At 61.7% G+C, this 10,733-nt stretch carries 13 protein-coding genes and 1 pseudogene; 6 read left to right on the forward strand and 8 right to left on the reverse strand.

The window, feature by feature from the left end; all coding sequences use genetic code 11:
• Positions 1-2 precede the first annotated feature (2 nt).
• Positions 3-1,790 carry a PHA/PHB synthase family protein gene (locus tag HLUSI_RS0101585; protein WP_016832290.1) on the reverse strand — a complete coding sequence of 596 codons (1,788 nt, stop codon included), beginning with the start codon at positions 1,788-1,790 and terminating at the stop codon, positions 3-5.
• Positions 1,791-1,935: 145 nt separating this feature from the next.
• Positions 1,936-2,373, reverse strand: a complete 438-nt coding sequence (locus HLUSI_RS0101590) for a universal stress protein (protein WP_029362992.1) — start codon at positions 2,371-2,373, stop codon at positions 1,936-1,938.
• Between the two features lie 130 nt (positions 2,374-2,503).
• Between HLUSI_RS0101590 and HLUSI_RS26485 the strand changes: the two genes are divergently transcribed.
• Positions 2,504-2,896 (forward strand): SPW repeat protein, encoded by a 393-nt coding sequence (locus tag HLUSI_RS26485; RefSeq protein WP_016832292.1) that lies wholly within the window; start codon positions 2,504-2,506, stop codon positions 2,894-2,896.
• 99 nt (positions 2,897-2,995) lie between these two features.
• Positions 2,996-3,316: a TraR/DksA family transcriptional regulator gene (locus tag HLUSI_RS0101600; RefSeq protein WP_016832293.1), complete on the forward strand. Its 321-nt coding sequence runs from the start codon at positions 2,996-2,998 to the stop codon at positions 3,314-3,316.
• A gap of 12 nt (positions 3,317-3,328) precedes the next feature.
• Here HLUSI_RS0101600 and HLUSI_RS0101605 read toward each other — a convergent pair whose 3' ends face one another.
• Positions 3,329-4,195 carry a universal stress protein gene (locus tag HLUSI_RS0101605; protein ID WP_016832294.1) on the reverse strand — a complete coding sequence of 289 codons (867 nt, stop codon included), beginning with the start codon at positions 4,193-4,195 and terminating at the stop codon, positions 3,329-3,331.
• A gap of 146 nt (positions 4,196-4,341) precedes the next feature.
• Here HLUSI_RS0101605 and HLUSI_RS0101615 point away from each other — a divergent pair, with 146 nt between their 5' ends.
• From HLUSI_RS0101615 to HLUSI_RS0101625, 3 genes are all read left to right on the forward strand, one after another.
• Positions 4,342-4,839 carry a universal stress protein gene (locus HLUSI_RS0101615; protein ID WP_238533893.1) on the forward strand — a complete coding sequence of 166 codons (498 nt, stop codon included), beginning with the start codon at positions 4,342-4,344 and terminating at the stop codon, positions 4,837-4,839.
• A gap of 49 nt (positions 4,840-4,888) precedes the next feature.
• On the forward strand, positions 4,889-5,542 hold the full coding sequence (locus HLUSI_RS0101620) for a BON domain-containing protein (RefSeq protein WP_016832297.1): 654 nt from the start codon (positions 4,889-4,891) through the stop codon (positions 5,540-5,542).
• Between the two features lie 78 nt (positions 5,543-5,620).
• A complete protein-coding gene (locus HLUSI_RS0101625) occupies positions 5,621-6,649 on the forward strand; it encodes a zinc-dependent alcohol dehydrogenase (RefSeq protein WP_029362993.1) in 1,029 nt (342 codons plus the stop codon).
• Between the two features lie 152 nt (positions 6,650-6,801).
• Here HLUSI_RS0101625 and HLUSI_RS0101630 read toward each other — a convergent pair whose 3' ends face one another.
• From HLUSI_RS0101630 to HLUSI_RS0101640, 3 genes are all read right to left on the reverse strand, one after another.
• Positions 6,802-7,281 (reverse strand): GNAT family N-acetyltransferase, encoded by a 480-nt coding sequence (locus HLUSI_RS0101630; protein WP_016832299.1) that lies wholly within the window; start codon positions 7,279-7,281, stop codon positions 6,802-6,804.
• A 41-nt stretch (positions 7,282-7,322) separates the two neighbouring features.
• Complete coding sequence (locus HLUSI_RS0101635) at positions 7,323-8,741, reverse strand: DEAD/DEAH box helicase (protein ID WP_029362994.1); 1,419 nt, start codon at positions 8,739-8,741, stop codon at positions 7,323-7,325.
• A gap of 206 nt (positions 8,742-8,947) precedes the next feature.
• Positions 8,948-9,265, reverse strand: a complete 318-nt coding sequence (locus tag HLUSI_RS0101640) for a DMT family transporter (RefSeq protein ID WP_029362995.1) — start codon at positions 9,263-9,265, stop codon at positions 8,948-8,950.
• Between the two features lie 79 nt (positions 9,266-9,344).
• On the opposite strand from HLUSI_RS0101640, the gene HLUSI_RS0101645 reads away from it, so the two are divergent.
• Complete coding sequence (locus HLUSI_RS0101645; protein WP_016832306.1) at positions 9,345-9,776, forward strand: winged helix-turn-helix transcriptional regulator; 432 nt, start codon at positions 9,345-9,347, stop codon at positions 9,774-9,776.
• Here HLUSI_RS0101645 and HLUSI_RS0101650 read toward each other — a convergent pair.
• Both HLUSI_RS0101650 and HLUSI_RS0101655 read right to left on the reverse strand, forming a co-directional pair.
• Complete coding sequence (locus HLUSI_RS0101650) at positions 9,769-10,536, reverse strand: alpha/beta fold hydrolase (protein ID WP_016832309.1); 768 nt, start codon at positions 10,534-10,536, stop codon at positions 9,769-9,771. The genes HLUSI_RS0101645 and HLUSI_RS0101650 overlap by 8 nt on opposite strands.
• A gap of 14 nt (positions 10,537-10,550) precedes the next feature.
• A pseudogene (locus HLUSI_RS0101655) lies at positions 10,551-10,733 on the reverse strand (VOC family protein); the annotation flags it as partial.

Below are 10,733 nucleotides of genomic sequence, written 5' to 3' on the forward strand. Positions count from 1 at the left end.
CATCAAGGTTGGAGAACATATTTGCCGGGCGCCGCGGGTCTGTGCGCGGGCAGGGCTGGTGGTGCGGTACGCTTGCCGGAATGCTTGCGCAACCAGGCTTCCCAGGCTGGCCACCAGGAACCGTCATGAAGCGCCACGCCGGCCTGCCAGGTATCGGCGTCGACCATGCCCTGCTTATCGGCATGGGTGGCGATCTGATAGCTGCGATGCGGATGACCCGGTGGCGAAACGACGCCGGCGTTATGGCCTCCCGAGGTCAGCACGAAGGTGACGTCGGTATCGGTCAGGCGATGGATCTTGAACGCCGAGCGCCACGGCGCCACGTGATCGGTGACCGTACCCACGGCGAACACGGGCAGGCGGATGTCGCTCAGGCTGATGGGCTTGCCCTCGGTGCAGTAGCGCCCTTCGGCCAGGTCGTTATGCAGGAACAGCTGGCGCAGGTATTCGGAATGCATGCGATAGGGCATGCGGGTGGCGTCGGCATTCCATGCCATGAGGTCGCTTTTTTCTTCGGGCAATCCAAGCAGGTACTGCTTGAGGCGGCGCGACCAGATCAGGTCGTTCGAGCGCAACAACTGAAAGGCGCCGGCCATCTGTTTGGTGTCCAGGTAGCCTTGTTCCCACATGACGGCCTCGAGGAAGCTGACCTGGCTTTCATCGATGAACAGCGACAATTCGCCGGGTTCTTCAAAGTCGACCTGCGAAGCGAACAGGCTCATGCTGGCCAGGCGGTCATCGCCGTCGCGCGCCATGGTCGCGGCGGCAATCGACAACAGCGTGCCGCCCAGGCAGTAGCCTGTGGCGTTGATCCGTTTCGCTCCGGTCTGCGCGGTGACGGCGTCGATTGCCGCCATGACGCCGAGCCTGCGATAGTCCTCCATGGACAGCTCGCGATCTTCTTTCTGCGGATTCTTCCAGGAGATCATGAAGACCGTATAGCCCAGGTCCACCAGATATTTCACCAGCGAATTCCGGGGCGACAGGTCGAGGATGTAGTACTTCATGATCCACGCCGGGACGAACAGCAGGGGAACGGCATGGGTTGTCTTGGTTGACGGAGCGTATTGAATGAGCTCGATCAGATCGTTATGAAAGACGACCTTTCCCGGCGTAATCGCCACATCCTTGCCGACCTTGAAGGCACCGGGCTGCGCCTCCTCGCCGGGGGCTATGCTCGCGCGCCAGTCACTCATCGCGTTAAGCCATCCCTGCGCCAGATTGCCGCCGCCTGACGCAAGCGTCGCGTGCTGCGCCACCGGATTGGTCGACAGGAAATTCGACGGCGCCAGCATGTCGAGGATCTGGCGCACGGTAAACGTGACGACGTCCTCGTGGTGCTGGGATTGTCCACGCACGCCGGTGGTGGCGCGATGCCACCATTGCTGCTGCAGCAGAAACGCCTGATGGATGGTGTTGAACGGCCATTGCTGCCAGGCCGGGTCGCTGAAACGGCGATCCTGGGGAAGAGGTTCTATGCAGGCCTGTTCGTTGCCAAGCTGGCAACTGCGGCTGTAGGCATACATGCGCCACCAGTTTTGCCAGGCCGTCTGCATCAGAGCGGCGCGCTTGGTAGGAGACAGCGCCAGATGCGTCAGCCAGTCGACGTAGGCGTTGAGCAGCGCGGCAGGGGAGATATTGCCGGTCAGCCGTCCCAGCCAGGCGTTGCTCATCAGATCCAGGCGGGCGGCGTCATTGTCGGCCTCCGGATACGCAAATGTCAGCGGCGTCAGCCAGGCGCTGGCCAGGCGTTCGGTGCCGATCGACGGCGAAGCTTTCTTTGTTGTCATGGGGACCTCGAGAAATACAGTGAGGTCAGCCTAACGATCTGGCTCGTCGATGCGTTGATGCAGATCAAGCCGATGGGTTTATGCCCGAAAAGAGCGTGTGGAACGTGGTCCGGGAGACGTGAACCCGGGTGCGCGCCTCCTCGTGCTATCTGAATATGATTACCGGCACATTGCCATGCACCAGCACCTTGTGGGTCTGATTTCCCAGCAGGATACGGTTGAGGCCGCCACGGCCGTGCGACGCCATGAATATGCAATCGCATGCATGCTCTGCGGCGGCGTCGACGATCGCTTTCCAGGGCTGCGGGCTGTCGACGGTATGCACCTGGCAAGGGATGCAGGCCTTTTCGGCGAGATCTTCAATGATGTGCACGTAGTCCCTTGCGCGCTGGCGAAGCGACTCCGACAGCAACGAGAAGTCTTCCCGGCGGCTGATGAGCGTGAAAGATTCATAGGGGTGGGTCTGCGCGACCGACAACCCGACCACCGCGCTGCCGTGATCCTTCGCGAACTCTATCGCCGCCCGCACCGCGCGGTTGGAAAGATCAGACCCGTCCGTGGGCACCAGTATTTTCTTGAACATGCGATCCTCCGTTGAAATTTTCCGCTTTTCAAGCATACGTCGGCGTTTGCATCCGGCTTTTGATGCAGATCAACGTGCCGCGCGGCGCAGTCTTCATAATCGGATCACATGTTGAATCAGGAGGACTGCCATGAACACGCTTGCCGAACCGGATGTTGACTCGCGCTGGCAGGCTTGCGTCATGATGACCGTAGGAATAGCGCTGTTGGTCTCACCCTGGTTGATGGGTTATCCGCAGCAGCCAATATCCCGCAATTCAGTGGCGACCGGATCGGCGATTACAGTCTTTGCCCTGTTGGCCATCGTTGCGCCGGCGCTCTGGGAAGAGGCGGTGTTGTTGATGCTGGGCTGCTGGTCGGTGGCGTCGCCCTGGATCCTTGGCTTCGAAGACCAGCGTGGCGCGGCCCTGATTTGCGTCGTCGCCGGCGGCGGCGTCCTGATATCGGCCTTGTGGGCGATGAAGAACCGAGATCAAGTCGCCGCAGGAGCAAGAAGCGCGGGCAAGGATCTGACGGAGCGCTGACCGCCGCCCGCAACGGAGCGACGCCGCAGCATGGCAATTCATCGTCTGCCGGTCCCGGGTCTCCGGTTCCATGAAACTGCATTCATAAGGAAATAAAGCATGTCTTATCTCACGGAAGAACAGTTGACGCACTTTCGGGAAATCCTCGAGCGACAGGAGGCCGCGATCCGCTTTAGGGTCAGGCTTACCGTACCCGACGATCCGGACGGTTGTGACGTGACGGAGGTGGGTGACGCGCTCTCCCGCAAGGAGTTTGCGGAACTGGCTGACATCGAAGCGGCGAAACTCAGAATCAGCCAACGGCAGTACGGGCTGTGTTCAGAGTGTGGCTGCACGATCGCGGAGGCGAGGCTGGAAGCCTACCCCACCGCAAAACGATGCACGCATTGCCAGCGTCTGCATGAGCAGCATTCTCAGTAATACGGCAGCACCTCATCGCGACAGCAGCAGCGCGACCGGCGACTCCGCGATCACGACGCCGGTGGTCCCGCCCAGCAGGACGCCGCGCCAGCGCGGATGCGCAACGCATCCCATGACAATGAGATCGGCATCAAGCTCCGCCGCCAACGCCAGCAACGCATGCCCGACATCTGTCGCGGCGGGACGATGCAGGATGTCAATGGGCTTGTCGAGCGACGACAGGCATTGCTTCAGTTCGTCTTCCGAGGCCGAAGCGTTGGTGCCGGGAACAATGCCGTCGCCGAAAATCACCGCACTGATGGCGCCGACGTCTTGCAATAGCGGAATGGCATTGCGCACGGCGCGAGCGGCGGCGCTACTGCCGTTCCATGCGATCAGGGCATGCCGCCAGGAAAACGGCTTTTCGCTGATCGCCAACACCGGCGCTGCTGCGTTGAGCGCGACAAATTCGATGAAGTCGCTGTCCTTGCGATCGTCGATGCCGTGCAGTTCGCTTTTACCCAGGACGATCAGATCGGCCGTATTGCCATGGTTGCTCAGCGCGGCGGCGGCATCGTCGTCGACCCGCAGCGTCTGGATTCTGGCAATGCCGAATTCCTGCGCCAGGACCTTAAATCGTTCCAATGAAATGGTCATGTCCAGATGCTTTTTCTCGCGCCGTTCTTGTTCTTCGGCTGGAAGCGGCGCTGCCCCGGGAAGCACTTCCCCGGCGCTGCCGGTCACTGCCGGTAGTACTTGCGACATGAATCTAGACAGGCCCGAGATGGCAAGGCCGATTACGGTAACAGATTGACCCGATGCGAGGCGGGCCGCGAGCCGTACGCGGCCTTCGAGATCGATGGCGTTGCTGACGTAAATCAGAATGGATCGGTAGCGCATTGCGTGCTCCTTGACGTGAGGCCCATCGGATCAGGACATGCTAATGATTTCGGTGTGGATCGAATTGACTTGCATCAAACGAAGCCGCAAGAACCGGCGGCGCGACAAACACATTTTCTGCATCGCGCGATTTTGATCCAGGTCAAATGGATAGCCCGCAACGAGGCATACGATGGCCTTCATCGCATCTTTCTCCTGGAGGCACCATGCTCAAAAAGATATTGCTGGCAACGGATGGATCGGAACTGTCCAAACGAGCGGTGGCGGCTGCCGTGGATTTCGCAGCCTCGTACGGAAGCAAGATCGTCGGCCTGGCCGTCTCCGAAATCTTCCCCAGCCTGATCATGCCCGAGCTCGGTGCCGGATATGACCTGCAGGGAGTCGAAGCCGAGATATTCGCGCAATCCAAACTCAATGCCGGCTACATTGCCGACTGCGCAAAAAAGGCAGGCGCGGACTGCGAAGTCCATACCGTCAAGGGCACGCATGCGAATGAAGAGATCCTCCGCTTTGCCAAAGAGTACGGCTGCGACTCCATCTTCATGGCCTCGCACGGACGCAAGGGACTGGACAAGCTGATGCTGGGAAGTGAAACGCAGAAGGTCCTGACCTACAGCAAAATCCCGGTGCTGGTATTCAAATGAAGTCGCCGCAGTCCTGCGACATGACTTATAACCGCGTGAAGGTATTGCCATGAAAACAGACTTTCAGATCAAGCAGGATGTCGCCGACGAACTGGCGTGGGATGCAGCCGTGAACGACAACGAGATTGGCGTCGAGGTGCGCGACGGTATTGTCACCCTGACAGGCAATCTGGACAGCTACGCGGAAAAATATGCCGCGGAAAAAGCCGCGCAGCGTGTCGCCGGCGTCAAAGGACTGGCGGTGGAAATCGACGTCGTGCTGCCGGGTTCAAGCTGTCGCACGGATGCCGATATTGTGCGAACGGCGTCCCATGGACTGGAATGGAATGCCCTGGTGCCGAAAGACAGCGTCAAGATCATGGTGGAAGACGGCTGGATCACGCTGAGCGGCGAAGTGGACCATCAGTATCAACGCATGGCGGCAGAAAACGCCTTGCGCAGCCTGCTCGGCGTCATCGGCATCAGCAACCAGATCGCGGTGAAACATGTTGCCCGGCCGGCCGACATCAAGACCCATATCGAAGCCGCCTTGCAACGGCGGGCGCATTCGACCGTGAAAGCGATCGAGGTGGCGGTGAACGGCGACCAGATCACGCTCAACGGATCGGTCGCGTCGCTGGCCGAGCGCGAGGAAGCGTTCGCGGCAGCGGCGCGGACTCCCGGCGTCCACAAAGTCGTCGACAAGCTGTCAATTGTTTACTGAACGGTCGCCGTAGGCCGTTACGTCGTTTCCTGCTTCACCGGCGTCAGACGATGACGTCGCATCATCTTGGGCAATGCCATGAAAAACACCATGCTCGCTGCGGTAGTCGAACAATTCGGCGGACCGCTCGTCATCAAGGAAATCCCGCTGCCGTCGCCAGGGGCCGGACAGATTCTGGTCAAAACGGAGGCGTGCGGCGTCTGCCATACCGACCTGCACGCTGCGCACGGCGACTGGCCCGTCAAGCCGTCCCTGCCTTTTGTGCCGGGACATGAAGGAATAGGCGTGGTGGTCGCCATCGGCGCCGGCGTCAGCGAAGTGAAAATGGGTGATCGTGTCGGCGTACCGTGGCTTTACTCGGCGTGCGGACATTGCGAGCACTGTCTGGCGGCGTGGGAAACCGTGTGTGCGCACGCGGAGTTCGGCGGTTACACAAAGAACGGCGGCTTCGCGGAGTACATCCTGGCCGACCCCAGGTATGTCGCCCATATCCCCGCCGGATTGGAAGCGGCAGCGGCCGCTCCGATCATCTGCGCCGGCGTGACGTCCTACAAGGGCATCAAGGAATGCCAGGTGCAGGCGGGCGATTGGCTGGCCGTGTCGGGCATCGGCGGCCTCGGCCACCTGGCGGTCCAATACGGCAAGGCGATGGGACTGCGCGTCTGCGCCGTTGACATTGACGACGGCAAGCTGGCCCATGCCCAGCGTCTGGGTGCGGATGCCGTCGTCAATGCCCGTGTCGGCGATCCGATCGCGCGCCTGCGTGAAGTTACCGACGGCGGTGCGCACGGCGTGCTGATCACCGCGCCGTCGCTGGAGGCATTCCACCAGGGCGTCGCCATGACGCGCAAGCGCGGCACCTGCGTGCTGGTCGGCCTTCCGCCCGGAGAGTTTCCTACGCCATTGTTCGATGTGGTGGCCAACTGCATCACCATACGCGGCTCGTTCGTCGGCACCCGCAAGGACATGGCCGAAGCGCTGGCTTTCGCCGCCGCCGGCAAGGTCCGGGCGGATTTCGAGTTGCAGCCGCTGTCGGCCATCAACAACGTCTTCGAGCGCCTGCAGCGTGGCGACGTGCCGTCACGGGTAGTGCTGGATTTCTCGTGAGAAAACGCCGGATCAGTACGATGGATGACACACCGGCGTGGAAGTCAGCGTCTCGGTCCTGGACGCCAGTCTGATCAGTGGCCGGCATATCGAGTATCTCGACGTCGCGCTGGCGCACCTGGATCGCCCCGGATGTCCGGGGCTTTTTTACGTCACAGCAAACGATGCATGAAGATCGCTTTGCCGGAAGAAGGATCCAGTTCATAGCCGACGAAACCGGTGGAGGCGTAGAGCGAACGCGCCACCGTATTGCCTTCCAGGACTTCCAGAGTGATCTTGCAGCAACCGAGTTCGCGTGCGCAGTCCTCGACTGCCTGCATCAGCAGCTTCGCAATGCCGTGTCCGCGATAAGCGGGCGCCACGGCGAAGTCGTGGATATTGAGCAGCGGCTTGCAGGCGAAGCTGGAAAAGCCTTCGATGCAATTCGCGAAGCCCGCAGCCTGCTCGCCGTCGAACGCCAGGAACACATGCACGGCGGGGCGCTTGCGCAATTCCCCGATCAGATGGGCGCGGACGAAATCGCTGATGCCTTCGCCGCCTCCCATCAGGTCGGATGCATACGCATCAAGCATCTCGAGTATGGCGGCGCCATGTCGCGGATTGTTGAGGTCAGCTTTGACGACGGCTATCAATTCGGATGCCTTTCTGGGCGATGCAAACGGAAACGACGATGTTACCTGCCGCGACCACCGGAGCGGTGGGTCGATGCAGGACGCGCAGCAGGGCCGCGATTCTGCGCCGGACCTGCACCTTGCGGCTTGGCCGGACCGCCTTGACGCGGCTTGGCGGCTTGCGCCTGACCCTGGCCGCCGGTCTTCGGCTGCTGGGAACGATTGCCACCGCCGCCATTGGCGCTACGACCGCCGCCGCCACCTTGTGGACGACGTCCGCCGCCGCCACCGCCGCGATGACCTTCGCTGCGCAACTGGATCGGTTGCGGCTTGGCCTTCGGATCGGGTTCGAAGCCGGGAACGATTTCGACCGGGATTTCACGCTTGATGAAGCGCTCGATGTCGTTCAGCAGATCGCGTTCGTCGACGCAGACCAGCGACACGGCGGAACCGGTGGCGCCCGCGCGGCCGGTACGGCCGATGCGGTGGACGTAGTCTTCGGAGACGTTCGGCAGGTCATAGTTGACCACGTGCGGCAACTGGTCGATGTCGATGCCGCGTGCAGCGATATCGGTGGCGATCAGCGCTTGCAACTTGCCGTCCTTGAAGTCGGCCAGGGCACGGGTGCGCGCTGCCTGGCTCTTGTTGCCGTGGATCGCCATGGCGGTGATCTCGTCGCGCGCCAGCTGTTCGACCAGCTTGTTGGCGCCGTGCTTGGTGCGCGTGAACACCAGCACCTGGTTCCATTGGTTGGTCTTGATCAGATGCGCCAGCAGCGGATGCTTCTTGTCGCGGTCGACCGGGTGGATCTTCTGGCCGATCACTTCCACGGTGGAGTTGCGGCGCGCCACTTCGATCATTGCCGGCGAATTCAGCAGGCCGTCGGCCAGTGCCTTGATCTCGTCGGAGAAGGTGGCCGAGAACAACAGGTTCTGACGCTTCTTCGGCAGGACCGCGAGGATCTTCTTGATGTCGCGGATGAAGCCCATGTCCAGCATGCGATCGGCTTCATCCAGGATCAGGACTTGCACGCTCTTCAGGTCGACCGTGTTTTGCTGCATGTGGTCGAGCAGGCGGCCCGGCGTGGCGACCAGGATATCGACGCCTTGCTTGAGCAGGCGGATTTGCGGGTTGATGCCGACGCCGCCGAAGATGCAGGCGGAAGTCAGCGGCAAGTACTTGCCATAGACGCGCACGCTTTCTTCGACCTGCGCCGCGAGTTCACGCGTCGGGGTCAGGATCAGCGCGCGGATCGGCACATGGCCGTTGACCTTGACGCGTTCGACCGACGACAGGCGTTGCAGCAGCGGCAGCGTGAAGCCGGCGGTCTTGCCGGTGCCGGTTTGTGCGCCGGCCAGCAGGTCGCCGCCGCCGAGTACGGCAGGCACGGCTTGCATCTGGATTGGCGTGGGCGTGGTATAGCCTTGTTCGGTTACGGCACGAACGATTTCCTCGGAAAGACCGAGAGATGAGAATGACATAGTGGGGATTTTAAAAATATCGGCCTGTCGCCGCAGTGGGCGCCAGTCGCAGGCAAACGGGTTGAAACGTCGGGAGGACAGCGGACTTTGACTGGAGAATGTGCCGCACGGGGCGCAGTATAACAGGTGCGGGGAAGGGCCGTGGATAAATCTTGGCCGGCGTCATGCAGCACAGGCCGCACGACGCCGTGCCGGGCTGACGCCGCTCAGGCGTCCAGCAGGCGCAGGCCGATGGTGCCGCCGATGATCAGCGCGATGCACAGCAGGCGCAGCGGCGACAGCGCATCGTTGAACAGGTAAATGCCGAGCACCGCGACGCCGACCGAACCGGTGCCGGTCCAGATGGCATAGGCGGTGCCGGCCGGCAGGCTGCGCATGGCCAGCGTCAGGAACAGCACGCTGCAGGCGGCCGCACCGACGCCGATCAGGCTGGGCGTGAGACGGGTCCAGCCGTTTGCGTACTTGAGCGCGATCGCCATGATGATTTCCACTACACTTGCCAATGACAGGAATACCCAGGCCATTATTTTTCTCCGTGAATTGAACAGGCGCTCAGCATAGGCAGGCAGGGCGGGCGCAACAAGAAGGCACTTTTTGGTAACCATGAAACCGGTAAAAAAACTCTCCGTCGAAGAACCGCAAACCGATATCTACAGTCTCGCCTGTCCATCGCGCAAGGCGCTGGAACTGGTCGGCAGCAAGTGGGCCTTGCTGATTTTTCCGGCGCTGGCGGCGGGGCCGATGCGCAACAGCGCGCTGCTGCGCAAGATCGAAGGCATCTCGCAAAAGATGTTGACGCAGACGCTCAAGGAGCTGGAGCGCAACGGTCTCGTGACGCGCTGTAACCTGGAGACGGCGGCGCCGCACGTGGAATACGAACTGAGCCCGCTGGGAGAATCGCTGAGCGACACGCTGATTGCGCTGGACAACTGGGCCGAACGCCATCACGCGGATTTGCAACGCGCGCGTGAGCAATTCGACAATGAAAAAACCGGCGAACAGGTCGCCGGTCGTCTGGTGCACAAGCTCAAATAAGACCCGGTTCCTGCTGTCCGGCGAGGAATTCCAGCAGCGGCGGCAGCACCAGCTTGCTTTGCATCAGGCCGCCGAAATGCGTCACGCCGGGCAGCGACACAAAGCGCGCGCGCGGCAGCAATCCGACGCAGCGCCCGACCGCCGCATGACGCGCATCGGCGTCGCCGCAAAACATCAGGCAGGGCAGGTCGATCAGCGGCAGCAATTCCTCCATCGAGACGCGCGGCTGTTGCGCGGCGGCAGCCAAGGCTTGCAGGTCGTTGGCGCGGATCATCATCTTCACCTCGGGCGAGATGCGTTCGTTGAGTACGCTTTCAAATGCCGTGATGAAGGCGTTGACGTCAGTCCCGTCGAGTCCCTTGAAGGCATCCCAACTGGTGTCGGCATACGGATGCGCGGCGCCGAGGGTAAGTGATTGCAGGCGTTCGCGCGCGTGGCGGACCATGCCGTAACCGACCCAGCCGCCGAGCGAATAGCCGCAGTAATGTACCTTGCCGATGCCGAGGTCGTCGAGCACGGCGACTACATCGGCACTGCGTTGCTGCAGCGTGTAGGCTTCCGTCTCGCGCGGTTTGTCGCTGAGACCGTGGCCCAGCGCATCGAGCGCAATGACGCGGTAGTGTTGCTGCAGTACTTCGGTGAAGCCGAAGAAGCGCCAGGCTTGCGAGCTGCTGGTGAAGCCGTGGTGCAGGAACAGGTCAGGGCCTTGGCCGCTGACTTCGTAATGGATGCGCCTTCCGGTGCTGACGACGAATGGCATGGGATGGAAAAGGGTTAGGCCTGATTGGGTTTGCACTTGTTGAGCAGCGCCTGCGAGCGGCTGCGGATTTCTTCGTCGGACAGATCTTCCTTGTGCGTTGCGATCGACCAGATGTGGCCGAAGGGATCGCGCAGCACGCCGGAGCGGTCGCCGTAGAACTGGTCCTGCACGGCGCGCAGTTTGGCGGCGCCCCCCCC

This window comes from Herbaspirillum lusitanum P6-12 (genome assembly GCF_000256565.1).
Lineage (GTDB): Bacteria > Pseudomonadota > Gammaproteobacteria > Burkholderiales > Burkholderiaceae_D > Herbaspirillum > Herbaspirillum lusitanum.